The organism is Pontibacter kalidii, assembly GCF_026278245.1.
In the GTDB taxonomy this organism is placed as follows: Bacteria; Bacteroidota; Bacteroidia; order Cytophagales; family Hymenobacteraceae; genus Pontibacter; species Pontibacter kalidii.
Window position 1 is genome coordinate 3244351 of sequence record NZ_CP111079.1, and the last position, 15304, is coordinate 3259654.

Below are 15304 nucleotides of genomic sequence, written 5' to 3' on the forward strand. Positions count from 1 at the left end.
TACTACACTTTGGCCTTTGCGTAAGGATAAGCTTTAACGATGCGCGGGCCTCTATGAAATCAGACACTAACTAAACCACCATCACCTTACATGAGACAAGAATCTTTTGATTTTCTACAGAAATACCTGAACAACTCCTCCCCCACCGGCTTCGAGTCGGAGGGCCAGAAACTGTGGCTGGAGTATGTAAAGCCATACATTGACGAATATTTTGTTGATACCTACGGCACCGTGGTAGGCGTTATCAACCCACAGGCCGAATATAAAGTAGTGATTGAGGCCCATGCCGACGAGATCAGCTGGTTTGTGAACTACATCACACCGGAAGGCTACATTTACCTGAAGCGCAACGGTGGTTCCGATGCTCTGATTGCCCCATCTAAAAGGGTAAATATTTATACTGCCAAAGGTGTGGTGAAGGCGGTATTCGGCTGGCCGGCCATACATGTGCGCAAGGTGGAGAACGACAAAGCTCCGACCATCGAAACCGTGTTCCTGGACTGCGGCGCCAGCAACCGTGAGGAAGTGGAGAAAATGGGCATCCACGTGGGCTGCGTAGCTACGTTTGAAGACGAGTTCACCGTAATGAACGACCGCTACTATGTGGGTCGTGCGCTGGATAACCGCATCGGGGGCTTTATGATTGCCGAGGTGGCACGCCAGCTTAAAGAAAATGGCAACCAGCTGCCTTTCGGGCTTTACATCGTGAACTCGGTGCAGGAAGAGATTGGCCTGCGTGGCGCCGAGATGATTGCGCACCGCATCAAGCCGGACGTGGCCATCATCACCGACGTAACCCACGACACGCAGTCGCCGATGTATGATAAGAAGAACAGCGGCGACATCCACTGCGGCAAAGGGCCAGTGATTGCCTACGGCCCGGCTGTGCAGAACAATGTGCGCGACCTGATTATCCGCACCGCGCAAGAGAAGGAGATTCCGTTCCAGCGCTCGGCTGTTTCACGTGCAACCGGCACCGACACCGATGCCTTTGCCTACTCCAACGCCGGCGTGGCTTCTGCCCTTATCTCGCTGCCGCTCAAATACATGCACACCACGGTGGAGACTGTGCATAAAGACGACGTGGACAACGTGATCAAGATGATCTACGAAACCATACTTAAGATTCAGGACAAGCAGGATTTCCGCTACCTGACCTAAGCCATCACTTTTAGCCAAGTGAAAACCCTCGCAGCGCCAACACCTTAAGGCCTGTGAGGGTTTTGTTTTTCTACCCTGTCCTGCGTATGTTCAGGTAACGTTCAACCATTCATACTTTACCACCGTGACTTTCACCGACCAGATGGGCCACCAGATCACGCTGTCGCAGCCGCCGCAGCGCATTGTATCGCTGGTGCCATCCCAAACAGAGCTTCTATTCGACCTGGGCTTAGCCGACCGGGTGGTGGGCGTGACCAAGTTTTGCATCCACCCCAAAGAGCAGATAAAGCAGAAGGCAAAGATCGGCGGCACCAAGAATTTTAATCTCGAAAAGATTGATGACCTGCAGCCCGACCTGATCATCGGCAATAAGGAAGAGAACTATAAGGATGGCATTGAGGCTTTGCAGCAGAAGTATAAGGTATGGATGAGCGATATCTATACCCTGGAGGATGCGCTGGAGATGCTGCGGCAGGTTGGCAGGTTAACAGGCATGGAGGCCAGAGCCACAGAACTGGAGCAAAGTATAAAACAGGGTTTTGAGCAGCTGCAGCCGGTACAGCCAGGCATCAAAACGGCTTACTTTATCTGGCGGAAGCCTTACATGGCCGTGGGCAGCCACAACATCATCGACCACATGCTTGGCCGCTGTGGCTTTATGAACGCCTTTGGCGATTCGGAACGCTACCCGGAGATTTCGCCGGAGCAACTGCAGCGGGCCAATCCACAGCTCATACTTCTATCATCGGAGCCTTATCCCTTTAAAGAAAAGCATGTAGCCGAGTTTCAGGAGCTGTGCCCGCAGGCAAGTATAAAAGTGGTGGACGGCGAGATGTTCAGCTGGTACGGCAGCAGGCTGGCCAAAGCTCCGGCTTATTTGCAGCGGGTAGTGGAGGAGGTAAAAAATCACTATCTTAAATAATCCTCTTTATACTTTACAGCTTTATGGAAGAAGGAACAGGCATTGGTGAAATTTTCATCTATGAAACAGAGGCTGGGCAGGCCGCTATTGATGTTACACTCCAACAGGAAACAGTATGGCTGACGCTAAACCAGCTTTCTGAGTTATTTGGAAGAGATAAGTCTGTTATGTCTCGGCATCTAAAGAATATTTTTCAGTTAGAAGAGCTAATTCGTGATGCAGTTGTTGCAAAATTTGCAACAACTGCATCTGATGGCAAAACTTACCAAGTAGACTACTATAACCTAGACGTGATCATCTCAGTGGGCTACAGGGTTAACTCAAAACGCGGCACCCAATTCAGGATTTGGGCTACCAACGTGCTGCGCACGCACCTGGTAGAGGGTTATACCTTAAATGAAAAGCGGCTGCGGGAGCAGGCTCAGAAGTATAACGACCTGAAGCAAACGGTGAAGCTGCTGCAGAACGTGATGCAGCGAAAAGAATTGACCAGCGATGAAAGTGCAGGCTTGCTACAGGTTATCAGCGACTACACGTATGCCCTTGATGTGCTGGACGATTACGACCATCAACGTCTGACTATTACGGGCACACATAGGCAGGAGCTTTTCAGGATCACCTATAGGAGCGCCATGGCAGCCATCCGAACGCTAAAAGAAAAGTTTGGGGGCTCTGAGCTATTTGGGCGGGAGAAAGACCAAAGCTTTCAAAGCTCGATCAACACCATTTATCAGTCTTTCGATGGAGAAGATTTATATCCTTCGACCGAGGAAAAAGCGGCTAACCTGCTATACTTTGTCGTCAAGAACCACTCCTTTTCAGATGGCAATAAACGAATTGCGGCTTTCCTGTTTGTGTGGTTTATGGAGAAAAACCAGCTGCTCTACGATGCAGAGGGCCGGAAACGAATTGCCGATAATGCGCTTGTTGCCCTTACACTGCTGATAGCAGAAAGTAACCCTTCGGAAAAGGATATGATGGTAAAGGTAATCGTGAACCTCATCAACCAACAGAACTAACTAACCCGCTACAATTTCCGCAGCACCTGCCGCGCCCTTTCCGACACAGCCTCAAAGTATGCCTTGTCTGCCTGCACCTCCTCAGCTGTTTTTCCCAGCACCTCCCGCCTGTTCATCGGGTCTGCCAGCGAGGTGAGGGTGATGGTTTTTCGGAGCCGCTGCTTTTTCTCAAAACTTATACTTCCCAGGCTCAGCCCTTCGAGCCGCTGAACCAACGTTTCCCTGAAATCCTTCTGCTCCACCGCTTCTTCTTCCAGCAGGCGCATGATAGCCGTTACGGCCTCGTCTTCGAAAGGAGACGCCACCGCAACGGTAATCAGTTCTTTTGTAGAAGGTAAAGGCAGTCTGATCAGCAGCTCGTAGCCCCCACCACGTTGCTCGCCAGCGGTGGTGTAGCACTTCATCCAGAACCTGCCAGCAGCATCCTTATACACAGCCGCCAAGCCGCCTGCCGCCTCTTCCATCAGCTGCATGTTGCTCAGAAGCTGCTCTATCAGCCTGGCGTCTCCGTATAATTTCCGCTCCTGCACGGGCTCTCTATGCTTTATACTTTATCTCAAAGCCCACCTTCTCCAGGTCCTCCCAGAAGCGGGGATATGACTTGCGCACCACACTTGGCTCCTGTATCTCCACGGGCTGCAGCAGGGCCAGCGGGGCAAAGGCCATGGCCATACGGTGATCCTGGTAAGTGCGGAACGACAGCTCTTTCTTCTGCAGAATGCCCGGCTTCAGGTGAAACACGCCCGGCGTTACCTCCTGCAGCGATGCGTTCAGGCTCAGGACTTCTATCTGCAGCGCCTGGATACGGTCCGTCTCCTTGATGCGCAGGCTCTCCAGCCCCGTCATGTCAACCGCTATCCCCATGCCGGCGCACAGGGCTACCACTGTTTGGGCAAGGTCCGGGCAGTCGGAGAAGTCGAGGGAAATATGGTGCTCGTGCTCTTTCTTCAGCAGCCTTACGCCGCCTTCAATAAACTCGGTATATACTCCCAGGCGGTACATGATATCCACAATGGCGCGATCGCCCTGGAACGATTGCTCCTTGAGGCCCAGCAGCGTGATGTCTGCCTCCTGGGCAAGCGCCACTAAACTGTACCAGTAGCTTGAAGCCGACCAGTCAGACTCCACGGTAAACGCTGCGGATTTATACTTCTGCGGCTTCACGGTGATGGTGTTTCCGGAGAAATCGGCTGTTACGCCAAAGTGCTGCATCAGCGAGAGCGTCATCTCGATGTAGGGCCGTGAGCCGATCTTGCCCTCCAGCTCCAGCTCCAGCCCCTCTGGCAGCAAAGGCGCGATCATCAGCAAAGCCGAGATATACTGGCTGCTGATGTCGCTGCGCACTTTCAGGTATTTTTGGCCGCTGCCCTTAAAGCCATTTAGCTTCAGGGGCGGGTATCCCTCCTCCCCCAGGTATGCTATACTTGCCCCCAGTTCCCGTAGCGCCTCCACCAGAATCTTTATCGGGCGCTGGCACATGCGCTCGGTGCCTGTCAGGGTTTTCTGTTGACCTGTTACGGCGTAGTAGGCTGTCAGGAAACGCATGACAGTGCCGGCATCTTCGGCGTCTATGGTTTCGGCATCGCTCTTTAGCAGGCGCTGGAGCAGTTGCGTGTCGTTGGCTTCGGAGAGGTTGTGCAGCTGCGACTCCTGCCCCGACAAGGCGGCGATTATGAGGGCACGGTTGGCTTCGCTCTTAGAGGCAGGTAGTTTTATACTTCCGGTCAGTATGCCGGTAGGGTGGTAAAGGGTGAGGCTTTGGCTCATAGTAAGGTATAGTAGCGTAGTGATTCAACAATTTCCTGCACCGTGATGGGCTGGTCGTATACAGTCTTGCCAATGCCTTGCAGCAGGGTGCAGTTGATGGTGGAGCGGGTGTTTTTCTTGTCCTGCAGGGCGAGCAGGGCTATTTGTTGGATATCCTGTTCCGTGAGCTTTACCTTCTCATAAATGGTCGCCAAGAAAGTCTCGATCTTATCCAGCTCTTCGGAAGAGAGCAGCTCATATTTTTTGCTGATCCAGGCCTCGCAGAGCATGCCCACCGCCACCGCCTCGCCGTGCAGCAGGGCTCGCTCCGGTTGCTCCAGTAAATAGCTCTCCACGGCGTGGCCCACGGTATGGCCAAAGTTCAGGATCTTGCGCAGGCCGCCCTCCAGCGGGTCCTGCTCCACTACCCTGGACTTTATATTGACAGAGTGGCGGATCAAGCCTTCCCAATCTTCCGTGAACAGGCCGATGTGGCGCTGCTCCATAAAAGCATCGGCGTCGGCAATCAGCCAATGCTTTACAATCTCTGCGTAGCCGGACTTTACCTCGCGCTGCGGCAGCGTCTGCAGGAAAGCCGGGTTGATGAACACCGCCTGCGGCTCCTGGTACACCCCGATATGGTTTTTGAGTCCGTGGAAATCGATGCCGGTTTTGCCGCCCACGCTGGCATCTACCTGCGCCAGCAAGGTGGTAGGCACCTGCACGAAGAAGATGCCGCGCTTAAACACGGCCGCGCAGAAGCCCCCCATATCGCCGATCACGCCGCCGCCCAAATTCACCAGCACCGACCAGCGGTCCAGGTTCAGCTCCGTCATGCGCTGCCAGATGTGCTCACAGGTCTGCAGGGTTTTATGTTCCTCCCCGCTTTGGATCTGGATGATGTCGTGCTCAGGCAGGTATGGCTTTAGGATGGGATAGCAGTGGTGCAGCGTGTGCTCATCCACCAGCACCGCCACCTTGCTGAACGCCCGGTTCTTCAGCAGCTCCGGCAGCTGCTGAAGCGCATCCCTGCCAATATGTATGGATTCAGTCATCCTCGAGAGTTATAAAGTTTGGGAGTTGGAGAGTTGCAAGTATAAGTCGCCACTCAGTTTTGGCGATCAGGAACCAACCATTTAACCATCCAGCAATTTAGCCCTCCCCCATTTAAATTAAACATTCGCAAGCCGGCAATATAGCAACTCCGGCGTTAAACCCCATCTAAAATCTGGGTTTGTTTGCGGATAGATTCCACGTGGATCAGCTTGTAGAGTTCCTCAATGAATGCGGGGTGGAGGCCAGCATCCTCGGCCCATTCGCCGCGGGTTCTAAAAATCTCCATCCAGCGCTCCAGCTGCAGCACCTGCACATTGTTCTGCTTCTTGTATACGCCAATTTGCTCTACCAGCGCCATGCGGCGTGCCAGCGCAGCAATAACGTCGTGATCGGCAGCGTCGATCTGCAGGCGCAGCTCCTCGGCCCGGTTTACCAGCTCGGCGTCATCGTAATTGGTTTTGCGCACCTGCAGTTTGGCTAGTATGGCTTTCAGCCCCTCAGGGGTTACCTGCTGCTCCGCATCGCTCAGCGCCTTTTCAGGGTTCAGGTGCGTCTCGATCATCACGCCATCATACCCCAGATCCAGCGCCTTCTGCGACACCGGGAAGATTAGCTCGCGCTTGCCCCCAATGTGGCTGGGGTCCACGATAACCGGCAGGTTCTGGTAGCGGGCCTTCAGCTCGATGGGTATCTGCCACACCGGCGCGTTTCTATACTTGAGTTTCTGGTAAGACGAAAAGCCACGGTGGATGGCCGCCAGGTCGGTCACGCCCGCATGATAAATCCGCTCAATGGCCCCGATCCACAGGGCCAAGTCCGGGTTCACCGGGTTCTTCACCATCACCGGGATATCCACGCCCCGCAGCGCATCGGCAATGTCCTGCACGGCAAAGGGGTTCACGGTGGTGCGGGCACCAATCCAGAGCACGTCGATCTCCTGCTTCAGCGCCTCCTCCACGTGGCGGGCGGTGGCTACCTCGGTAGCTACCTTCATGCCCAGCTCGCGCCTCACGCGGTGCAGCCAGGCTAGCCCCTGCGTACCCACGCCCTCAAAGCTGCCCGGACGCGTGCGCGGCTTCCAGATACCAGCCCGGAACAAATGGATGCCCAACTGCTTTAGCGCCCCGGCCGTCTGCATGACCTGCTCCTCGCTCTCGGCGCTGCACGGGCCGGCGATCACCAGCGGGTGCCCCTGGCCTTGCCGCAGCCCCGCGAAAAATGACTGTGTCGGATTAAACTTCATCAATTGCATGTGTTGTTACAAAGGTAGCCGTTGTGGTGCAAAAACGGCAGTCGCCAAAGTATAAACTAAGCTCATGTGCCCGCACCGCGGCGCCCTCCAAACGAAACAGCAAAGTGGCGGCCATGGTTTATACTTTCGGCAACGTATAAATTTAGCGCTTGCAGCCGTTGTTTATGGTTGTGTGCTAGGTCCGAAGCACTATCTTTGCACCGCTAATACAACCTTACATGAACCTGATTTCCAAAGTCTCTTTCGACGACACAGCGGTCGCCTTTTCATCCAAATCCGACGCTGAGTTATATAAAATGTTCCTGCTGTTTAAGGCCATGAACAGCAACACCTTTGTGAAGGCCGGCGGCGCCTTGCTCACCACGGCCCTGAACCTGCACCTGCCGGTTAAATTCGTCATCAAGCCGACCATCTTTAACCACTTCTGCGGCGGCGAGACCATTGAGGAGTCGGAACGTGCCATACAGGAGCTGGGCAAGTACAACATCGGCACCATCCTGGATTATTCGGTGGAGGGCGAAGGCGATGAGAAAAGCTTTGACGCCACCCGCGACGAGCTGCTGCACACCATCGAGAAGGCGCACCGCAACAAGAACATCCCTTTCTCGGTGTTCAAGATCACTGGCCTGATAGACATTAACCTACTGGAAAAGGTACAGAAGAGGCAGGAGCTCTCGGCCAGCGAGCGGGCGGCCTTTGAGCGCGGCCGTGACCGCGTGAATGCCATCTGCAGGCACTGCTACGAGCGCGATGTGCGCGTGTTCATCGATGCAGAGGAAAGCTGGATACAGGACACGATCGACAACCTGACCCTCGAGATGATGGAGCTCTACAACAAGGAGAAGGCCAACATCTACAATACCTACCAACTCTACCGCCACGACAGGCTGGATGTGCTGCAGCGAGACCATGAGAATGCCATCAAGGGGGGCTACTACCTGGGCGCCAAGCTGGTGCGCGGCGCCTATATGGAGAAAGAGCGCAGACGCGCCGCCCAGGAAGGTTACCCGAGCCCGATCAACCCGACAAAAGAGGCCACGGATAAATTGTTCGACAAGGGCCTGCGTTTCTGCGTGAAACATATTGACCGCATTGCCTTCTGCAACGGCACGCATAACGAGGCCAGCTGTTACCTGCTGATGGAACTGATGGAGGAGCACAACATTGCCCCCAACGACCCGCGCGTATACTTTGCCCAGCTCTACGGCATGAGCGACAACCTCTCCTACAACCTGGCGAATGCCGGCTACAACGTAGCCAAGTATGTGCCTTACGGCCCGGTGGTGGAGGTGATGCCTTACCTGCTGCGCCGCGCCAACGAGAACACCGCCATAGCCGGCCAGAGCAGTCGCGAGTTTAGCCTGATCAAAAGCGAGATTGAGCGCCGTAAGAAAGCGAGGAAATAAAAACAGGAATGCCGGCTAACGTATAAGCCGGCATTCCTGTCTAAAAGAAGAAGTACGTATCGGTTGGCCTTAAAAAGCGACGGGCCTTGCGCAAGTTGCACAAGGCCCGTCGTGTGTTTCAGAACTATAAGCTATTCGCCGTAGTTCCTGCTACAACTACTCGATTACAGTAGAGTCAGCCTCAACAGCAGCAGAATCATCTTCTACTACTACTTCTTCCTCAACAACTGGAGTCTCTTCTACAACCTCAGTCTCTACAGCTTCAGTTTCAGTAGTTGCTTCTTCGTTGCAAGCAGTGAAAGTAACAAGAGCAAGAGCTACGATAGCGAATTTGAATAAATTTTTCATTTTTGTGTTTGTGATTAAGTGTTTTGGTTTCGATTTTGATCTTCATACCCAAAACCGGCAGAGGTAACCCTGCCTTCTGAAATTTTTTAAAAATATTTTTTCGATGGGTTACAAAGCGCCCCTAAGCGTATTAAAATTTGACTGGAATGAAGAAGAGTTTGTATGAGACGGATGAGGCGGTGATCGAAGGCATCCGGCGCAGCGACGAGAGAGCGCTGGCTTACCTGTACAAACTATACTTCCCGATGATCTCTCACTTTATTTTGAGCAACAGCGGAACCGATGACGAGGCCAAGGACATTTACCAGGAAGGCGTTATCGTGTTCTATGAGAAGATACGGGACAATAGCCTGGAACTGACCTGCCAGATCAAGACCTACCTGTATTCGGTATGCCGAAGGCTCTGGCTGAAGCGCCTGGCGGAGAAAGGCCGCTATGCCACCAAACTCGACGAGACCGACAACTTCGTGCCCGTGGAGGAGGACACCCAGCGCCATGAGGAGCAGGAAAGGCAGTTCGGAGTGATGGGCGATGCCCTGGAGCAGCTCGGGGAGCCGTGCCGCAGCCTGATTGAGGACTATTATATACGCATGCAGAACATGCAGGACATTACCGATAAGTTTGGCTACACCAACACCGATACAGCCAAGAACCAGAAGTATAAATGCCTGCAGCGCCTGAAGAAGATATTTTTTGCTACCTATAAACCTGAAGTATAACCAGGTAAACACTTTTCTGGGAGAAGACTAAGATGTTAGAGTACCGCGCATACGAAGAGATTGAACGCTACCTGAACGGCCAGATGACCGCTGAGGAGAAGGCTGGCTTTGAGGCCTTGCTGCGTGCTGATGTACGCTTGGCAGAGCAGGTACGTGAGCACCGGCAAATGCTGCAGGCCTTGAAAGGCTATGGCAAGCGCCAGCACCTGCGCCAGCAGCTTAACCTCCTCCACCATGAGATGGAGGCCGGACAGCAGGCCAACACCCCGAACCGCTGGAAAGTATACTGGAACCGCCAGAAGCAGACAATTGCCGTGGCCGCCAGTGTTTCCCTGCTCTCGGTGTTCGGCACGCTCTGGAGCGTGCAGCAGATGAAGGCGCCGGTAAAGCAACAGACAGCCCGTTATGTGGAGTTACGCCGTGAGGTGGAGCGCCTGAAAAAAGCCCAGACCGCCATCATAAATGGCATTAACGATGCCAGCAAGCCCGCGCCCCCGCGCCCAGCCACCTTTAGTGGCACCGGCTTCGCTATCTCCGCCGATGGGTATGTGGTGACCAGCTCGCACGTAGTAGAGGGCGCCGATTCTATCATGATCGAAAATAAGGCCGGCCTGAAGTATAAGGTGAGCGAAGTCTACCGCGATGAGATACACGACCTCTCTATACTGAAAATAGCAGACGAAAACTTTGAGGGCTTCGGCAAACTGCCTTATACCTTCAAGGATATTGAGAGCGAGCTGGGCGAGCGTGTGTTTACGCTGGGCTACCCGCGCGAGGACATCGTGTTTGGCGAAGGCTCACTGAGCTCTGCCTCCGGCTTTGAGGGCGATACAACAGCCTACCAGATCTCCATTCCGCTTAACCCCGGCAACAGCGGCGGTCCGCTGCTGGATGATAAGGGCAACCTGATCGGCGTGATCAGTGGCAAGCAGGCGGGGCAGGAAGGTGCGGCCTTCGCCATTAAATCAGCTTACCTGCTGCAGTTGATTGAGGAGCTGGCAAGCGCCGGCCAGGTGCAGCCAGTAGCGTTACCAAAAAATAATGCACTTTCCGCCCAAAGCAGGCCTCAGCAGCTGAAAAAACTAAAAGACTACATATTTATAGTGAAGGTGTATAATTAATTAGTAAGAGGCTATAACCCTCTGGTTCAGTTGCACTCTAACTAAGTATAGGGGTATAAAAATAAACGCCTAACCTCAACATTTTCAGCGCTTATCAGTTATATTATTATAGTTGGAATTATTACTCATTTTGATGAGCAACTATTTTAAAATCTGAAAAGCTATGAAAAAGAGAACGATTATACCGATGGCTCTTGCTGCCACCATGCTATTTGGCTTTGGCTGCGCGAGCTCTAATGACGCAACGAACGACACTACCGCTATGGACGATGACATGACCATGAGTGAGACACAGACCATGGCCGGCGATGACCCTGAGACAGTAGTAGTGGAAGAGTCTGTAGTGGCAGTAACCCCTGTAGCCACTCTTGATGTCACTACCCTGGTGATGGAGAACACAACTGAGATCGACCAGATGTTCGAGAGCGTGGAGGACACTGAGCAGTACGATGCCCTTGAGTTGGCAAGAATGGAGCCGAACCTTTCTACCTTTGTAACACTGGTAGAGCAGTCAGGCATTAATAACGACCTGGATCGCTTAGAGGAGTTCACCCTGCTTGCCCCAACGAACGAGGCCTTCGCCAAGCTACCGAAGGAGAAGCTGGAGGCGCTTGTGCTCTCTGAGAACCAGGCCCTTCTAAAAGCCATACTGCAGGCCCACATATTACCAAACGAGGTTTCATCGCTGCAGTTCCAGAACAACACCCAAATTGAGGTAGGCGAGGATTCATACCTTCCGGTTGAGGTAGGCGTGAATAACACCAACATCCGTGTCGGTGGCGCGCAGCTGGTGAAAACCAACATAGAAGCCTCTAACGGCATGATCCACGTGATCGACAGCGTTATACTTCCCAAAGACGCACAGGACGACTCCCCTATCGGGTACTAACGCTGCTTTGGCGTAATAACCACACCGAAGGCTCTCTTATACGTATAAGGGAGCCTTCTCTATTTATAGGCATCGCGTGCATAAAAAACCTTGCGTGCATGCCTCACCCTCAAAAGAGCATCAACCATGAAAAGTACCTTTCTGCACCACCTGGCAGTTATTACCCTAACGGCAACAAGCCTTACTGGCTGCGCTCCTACCGCAAGTACAGACAGTGCGGTCGCCGTCACCCAGACCGAGACCATGGGCGGCCAGGCGGCAGCGGAGGCTGAGCCGGACACAACGGAGATTGACTATAGCCGGATGTTCGCTGAGGTGGGGAACACGGCACAGTACACGTTGGCCGAACTGGCGGCAATGGATCCGAACCTCTCCACCTTCTCCACCCTGCTGGACCAGGCAGAGCTGACCGATGCGCTGATGGCGGAGAAAAGCCTGACGTTGCTTGCCCCCACGAACCAGGCATTCTCCAGCTGGCCCCAGGACTCGGTTAACATGCTGATGAAGCCAGAGCACAAGGCCCGGCTGATCAGGCTGCTGCAGGCCCACTTGCTATTGCGGGAAACCAGCTCCCTAGGCCTGAGCAACAATCAGAGTATAGAAACGAGCGGTGGCGAATACATCACTGTTAGCACAGATGATCATACGGTTACCGTTGGCGAGGCAACTATCGTACGGCCAGACATCAGGGCATCGAACGGCGTGCTGCACGTAGTGGACAAGGTGCTCCGTACCGCCGAAGGTGTTAGGGCAGATCAATAGCACATGCCCGCCTGCCTAACCTTCTTAACATTTTGCCGCTGCATCGGGTAAAAGAGATGAACCAACTTGTATAGAACATGAGAACACTTAAGATATTTGCAGCCCTCCTGGCCGCCTCCTTCGGCACTTTGGGCTGTGCCAGTACCGATACTTCTGCCACCATGGATAGCACCGTGAGCGCCGGAGGCAACACCGTAGACTCACCTGTGGAGGAGCAGGCTGTAAGGGATAACACCTCCGGGTCACAGGCCCCTATGGACCCAGACACAGACATGTCGGTGGAAGGCAACCCCAAAGATGTCGTTTCGGCCGATAATCCGATTGGCCGCCGGCCAAGTATTGTAGCACTGGCACAGCAGACACCCGAGTTGTCTACCTTCCTGGAACTGATAAAGGCAGCCGACATGGTCACCATACTGGAGAGCCCCGCCCCCTACACGGTGTTTGCCCCTACCAATGCTGCCTTTGATGCCTTGCCAGCCGGTACGGTAGAAGTCCTTAAACAGCCAGGCAACCAACTTGAACTGCAAAGAATCATACAGTCGCACGTACTACCGAACCGCATCACCACAGATGAGATGCAGGACAATATGCCTATGATGACAGCTTATGGCGAAGAGGTGATCGCCACCCGGAACGGCGGCACGCTTAAGGTAGGGAACGCCACAGTTCTAAAATCAGATATTCAAGCCTCCAACGGCATTGTACACATTGTGGATAAGGTACTTGCCCCACCTGCAGAACAAGAGTAGCAAGCGACACTTCGTAACTATAGGCGGCCCTTACCCGTTAAGAATAACCACGCCGGCAAATGCATTTAAGTAGCTGCCGGCAATACTTGAACAAATAAACCAAAACTAAAAAAGCTATGGTAGACAGAACTGATAAAGCGGGCATGATGACCGCAATGTTTAGAGACAGAGAGAGTGCAGAGCGCGCCTACGACGAACTACGTGCACGCGGCTATGATAAAGACGAAATAAACGTGGTGATGTCCGAGGAGGGCAGAAAGCGCCACTTCTCAGGAGAGGACAAGGATGACACAACAGAGCTTGGTAACAAGTCGCTGGAGGGCACCGGTGCCGGATCGGCTATTGGTGGTACCCTGGGTGCTATTATAGGTGCCGTGGCAGCCATTGGTACCTCCGTGGCGATTCCGGGCCTTGGCCTGGTGGTGGCCGGTCCGTTGGCGGCTGGTCTGGCTGGCGCTGGTGCCGGCGGCCTGACAGGTGGCCTGATCGGTGCGTTGATCGGAGCCGGTATACCTGAGGAGAGAGCCAAGGTATATGAGACTGGTGTAAAAGAGGGTAACATCGTGCTGGGCTTCAAGCCGCACAATCCGGAGGATGTTCGTTACTTTGAAACGCATTTCCAGAGCAACAGAGGAGAGCATATCTATTATTAACAGGTAACCGCACCTCACAAATAGTAAGCGCCGGGCGCTGCCAAGTACAGGCGGCGCCCGGCGCTTTTGCGTTTCCTCCTCCCAGCACCACACACTATACACAACTTTACATATTTTATATGTATAATATTAATTACTTTTGATAGTACAAAGTGGTTTGGCTTAAAGTATAAAATACCTACCATTGATGTAAATAGGAATTAAAAAAGTTTGTCTGGGCCTAAAAGTATACAATAAGGTCTAAGATTGTCGTTATAACACAAAATGTAAAAACCATGGCAGGCCTTACCCAAGGCTCGCCTCCTTACTTTCATAGAAGACTTAAAGCGAGTGCACACAGCTACACCCTATAAGCAGTAAGAACCCTTATGTATAAGTTACAACACATTCTTATTATAGATGATGACCAGATCAACAGTCTATTCTCTCAGATCATATTAGAGGATGCCGATGTGAGCAGCCTGGTATCTACCTGCCAAAGCGTTCCGGAGGCGCTCGACTTCCTGCGGGCTGCCGAAACCATGGAGGAAACCGCCTTTCCCGACCTCATCCTGCTCGACATTAGCATGCCCTCTATGGACGGCTTCGATTTCCTGGACCGCTACTATGCCTTGGGGTACAACGAGCGGCACAAGACGTTTATCTCCATGTTCACCTCCTACGACGAGCAGGACCACCTGCAGCGCGCGCGCAAGTATGAGGTGGTGGTAGGGTTTATCACCAAGCCGCTGTCTCTCCCGACACTTCACAATATACTTGCGCTCCAGGACAGCACCCGCGCAGAAAACAATTTGCCATAGTTTCGTATGCAGTAGGGTATAACAATATCATATCCTAACATAAAGAACTATGAGAAACACATGGATAGCCATCTGGTGCGCGGCAGGCGCCTTCCTGTTTGCCTCCTGCGACTCCGGATCTGGCGAAGAGACCACCACCGCCGAAACCACCTCCCAGACAGCCACGGTAGCCGGCACCGACTCCACCCTTACTGAAGACAAGCAGGAGCTGATGCAGTTTGCGGCCCGCAACAACATACTGCAGGTAGAACTCGGCAAGTTGGCAGCCGCACAGGGCGCCTCAGACGCCGTGAAGACCTATGGCCAGAACCTGGTAGACTGGTATACAACCAAGCAGGAGGAGTTACGGGAGCTTTCGCAGCAGTACGGCGTCAGCCTGCCACAGCAGCTGGAGGAGGAGGGCAAGGAGCACCTGACCGAGCTACGCGAGGCGGAGAACTTTAACGAGGAGTACTGGGAACAGCTGACGGAGGCGCAGCAAGAGGCCATTGATAAGTTCGACGACGGTCTGAAAGACATAGAGGAGGCGGATGCCACCGCATTTTCGGTGTGGGCCCGCAACACCCTGAAGGAGCTGCAGGCGCAGTACGAGCAGGCCAAGGGCCAGGAAGTAGAGCTTAAGCGCAGTGACACAGGCCTGAACCTTGACAACTAAGGATACGTCCGTATTTATAAAGTATAAAAGGCATGGAGGCCGG

At 53.4% G+C, this 15304-nt stretch carries 17 protein-coding genes; 12 read left to right on the plus strand and 5 right to left on the minus strand.

Annotated elements, in window-relative coordinates:
* The first annotated feature begins 90 nt into the window (after positions 1-90).
* The 3 genes from OH144_RS13530 (at position 91) to rhuM (ending at position 3102) form a co-directional block, all read left to right on the plus strand.
* Positions 91-1161: a M42 family metallopeptidase gene (locus tag OH144_RS13530; RefSeq protein WP_266202779.1), complete on the plus strand. Its 1071-nt coding sequence runs from the start codon at positions 91-93 to the stop codon at positions 1159-1161.
* A 142-nt stretch (positions 1162-1303) separates the two neighbouring features.
* Positions 1304-2083 carry an ABC transporter substrate-binding protein gene (locus OH144_RS13535; protein WP_266206342.1) on the plus strand — a complete coding sequence of 260 codons (780 nt, stop codon included), beginning with the start codon at positions 1304-1306 and terminating at the stop codon, positions 2081-2083.
* Positions 2084-2106: 23 nt separating this feature from the next.
* Positions 2107-3102 (plus strand): RhuM family protein, encoded by a 996-nt coding sequence (gene rhuM / locus OH144_RS13540; protein ID WP_266202780.1) that lies wholly within the window; start codon positions 2107-2109, stop codon positions 3100-3102.
* Positions 3103-3110: 8 nt separating this feature from the next.
* Here rhuM and OH144_RS13545 read toward each other — a convergent pair whose 3' ends face one another.
* The 4 genes from OH144_RS13545 to OH144_RS13560 all read right to left on the minus strand — a co-directional run bounded on the left by OH144_RS13545 (position 3111) and on the right by OH144_RS13560 (position 7147).
* Entirely contained in the window at positions 3111-3632 is a 522-nt protein-coding gene (locus OH144_RS13545) for a hypothetical protein (RefSeq protein ID WP_266202781.1), read from the minus strand.
* A gap of 7 nt (positions 3633-3639) precedes the next feature.
* On the minus strand, positions 3640-4869 hold the full coding sequence (locus OH144_RS13550; RefSeq protein ID WP_266202782.1) for a 3-phosphoshikimate 1-carboxyvinyltransferase: 1230 nt from the start codon (positions 4867-4869) through the stop codon (positions 3640-3642).
* The gene (aroB, locus tag OH144_RS13555) at positions 4866-5903 is read right to left on the minus strand and encodes a 3-dehydroquinate synthase (RefSeq protein ID WP_266202783.1); all 1038 of its coding nucleotides are present in this window, start codon (positions 5901-5903) and stop codon (positions 4866-4868) included. Before aroB ends, OH144_RS13550 begins: the two co-directional genes overlap by 4 nt.
* A gap of 155 nt (positions 5904-6058) precedes the next feature.
* A complete protein-coding gene (locus OH144_RS13560; protein ID WP_266206343.1) occupies positions 6059-7147 on the minus strand; it encodes a bifunctional 3-deoxy-7-phosphoheptulonate synthase/chorismate mutase type II in 1089 nt (362 codons plus the stop codon).
* A gap of 227 nt (positions 7148-7374) precedes the next feature.
* On the opposite strand from OH144_RS13560, the gene OH144_RS13565 reads away from it, so the two are divergent.
* Positions 7375-8562: a proline dehydrogenase family protein gene (locus OH144_RS13565; RefSeq protein ID WP_266202784.1), complete on the plus strand. Its 1188-nt coding sequence runs from the start codon at positions 7375-7377 to the stop codon at positions 8560-8562.
* Positions 8563-8718: 156 nt separating this feature from the next.
* Here the strand turns inward: OH144_RS13565 and OH144_RS13570 are convergent, their stop codons facing one another.
* Complete coding sequence (locus OH144_RS13570) at positions 8719-8910, minus strand: hypothetical protein (RefSeq protein WP_266202785.1); 192 nt, start codon at positions 8908-8910, stop codon at positions 8719-8721.
* Positions 8911-9056: 146 nt separating this feature from the next.
* Between OH144_RS13570 and OH144_RS13575 the strand changes: the two genes are divergently transcribed.
* The 8 genes from OH144_RS13575 to OH144_RS13610 all read left to right on the plus strand — a co-directional run bounded on the left by OH144_RS13575 (position 9057) and on the right by OH144_RS13610 (position 15261).
* Complete coding sequence (locus OH144_RS13575; RefSeq protein WP_266202786.1) at positions 9057-9629, plus strand: RNA polymerase sigma factor; 573 nt, start codon at positions 9057-9059, stop codon at positions 9627-9629.
* Between the two features lie 32 nt (positions 9630-9661).
* Entirely contained in the window at positions 9662-10750 is a 1089-nt protein-coding gene (locus OH144_RS13580) for a S1C family serine protease (RefSeq protein ID WP_266202787.1), read from the plus strand.
* A 163-nt stretch (positions 10751-10913) separates the two neighbouring features.
* The gene (locus tag OH144_RS13585; RefSeq protein WP_266202788.1) at positions 10914-11639 is read left to right on the plus strand and encodes a fasciclin domain-containing protein; all 726 of its coding nucleotides are present in this window, start codon (positions 10914-10916) and stop codon (positions 11637-11639) included.
* Positions 11640-11765: 126 nt separating this feature from the next.
* Entirely contained in the window at positions 11766-12401 is a 636-nt protein-coding gene (locus OH144_RS13590) for a fasciclin domain-containing protein (protein WP_266202789.1), read from the plus strand.
* A 77-nt stretch (positions 12402-12478) separates the two neighbouring features.
* Positions 12479-13153: a fasciclin domain-containing protein gene (locus OH144_RS13595; RefSeq protein WP_266202790.1), complete on the plus strand. Its 675-nt coding sequence runs from the start codon at positions 12479-12481 to the stop codon at positions 13151-13153.
* 116 nt (positions 13154-13269) lie between these two features.
* Entirely contained in the window at positions 13270-13806 is a 537-nt protein-coding gene (locus OH144_RS13600) for a hypothetical protein (protein ID WP_266202791.1), read from the plus strand.
* Between the two features lie 368 nt (positions 13807-14174).
* The gene (locus OH144_RS13605) at positions 14175-14606 is read left to right on the plus strand and encodes a response regulator (protein WP_266202792.1); all 432 of its coding nucleotides are present in this window, start codon (positions 14175-14177) and stop codon (positions 14604-14606) included.
* 49 nt (positions 14607-14655) lie between these two features.
* The gene (locus OH144_RS13610; protein WP_266202793.1) at positions 14656-15261 is read left to right on the plus strand and encodes a DUF4142 domain-containing protein; all 606 of its coding nucleotides are present in this window, start codon (positions 14656-14658) and stop codon (positions 15259-15261) included.
* Positions 15262-15304 lie beyond the last annotated feature (43 nt).

What these genes read in the sequence shown, in the direction of transcription:
- aroB (WP_266202783.1), bottom strand. Translation starts at nt 5,903, where the DNA reads ATGACTGAATCCATACATATTGGCAGGGATGCGCTTCAGCAGCTGCCG.
- OH144_RS13550 (WP_266202782.1), bottom strand. Translation starts at nt 4,869, where the DNA reads ATGAGCCAAAGCCTCACCCTTTACCACCCTACCGGCATACTGACCGGA.
- OH144_RS13570 (WP_266202785.1), bottom strand. Translation starts at nt 8,910, where the DNA reads ATGAAAAATTTATTCAAATTCGCTATCGTAGCTCTTGCTCTTGTTACT.
- OH144_RS13580 (WP_266202787.1), top strand. Translation starts at nt 9,662, where the DNA reads ATGTTAGAGTACCGCGCATACGAAGAGATTGAACGCTACCTGAACGGC.
- OH144_RS13535 (WP_266206342.1), top strand. Translation starts at nt 1,304, where the DNA reads ATGGGCCACCAGATCACGCTGTCGCAGCCGCCGCAGCGCATTGTATCG.
- OH144_RS13560 (WP_266206343.1), bottom strand. Translation starts at nt 7,147, where the DNA reads ATGAAGTTTAATCCGACACAGTCATTTTTCGCGGGGCTGCGGCAAGGC.
- OH144_RS13530 (WP_266202779.1), top strand. Translation starts at nt 91, where the DNA reads ATGAGACAAGAATCTTTTGATTTTCTACAGAAATACCTGAACAACTCC.
- rhuM (WP_266202780.1), top strand. Translation starts at nt 2,107, where the DNA reads ATGGAAGAAGGAACAGGCATTGGTGAAATTTTCATCTATGAAACAGAG.
- OH144_RS13600 (WP_266202791.1), top strand. Translation starts at nt 13,270, where the DNA reads ATGGTAGACAGAACTGATAAAGCGGGCATGATGACCGCAATGTTTAGA.
- OH144_RS13595 (WP_266202790.1), top strand. Translation starts at nt 12,479, where the DNA reads ATGAGAACACTTAAGATATTTGCAGCCCTCCTGGCCGCCTCCTTCGGC.
- OH144_RS13575 (WP_266202786.1), top strand. Translation starts at nt 9,057, where the DNA reads ATGAAGAAGAGTTTGTATGAGACGGATGAGGCGGTGATCGAAGGCATC.
- OH144_RS13590 (WP_266202789.1), top strand. Translation starts at nt 11,766, where the DNA reads ATGAAAAGTACCTTTCTGCACCACCTGGCAGTTATTACCCTAACGGCA.
- OH144_RS13585 (WP_266202788.1), top strand. Translation starts at nt 10,914, where the DNA reads ATGAAAAAGAGAACGATTATACCGATGGCTCTTGCTGCCACCATGCTA.
- OH144_RS13610 (WP_266202793.1), top strand. Translation starts at nt 14,656, where the DNA reads ATGAGAAACACATGGATAGCCATCTGGTGCGCGGCAGGCGCCTTCCTG.
- OH144_RS13605 (WP_266202792.1), top strand. Translation starts at nt 14,175, where the DNA reads ATGTATAAGTTACAACACATTCTTATTATAGATGATGACCAGATCAAC.
- OH144_RS13565 (WP_266202784.1), top strand. Translation starts at nt 7,375, where the DNA reads ATGAACCTGATTTCCAAAGTCTCTTTCGACGACACAGCGGTCGCCTTT.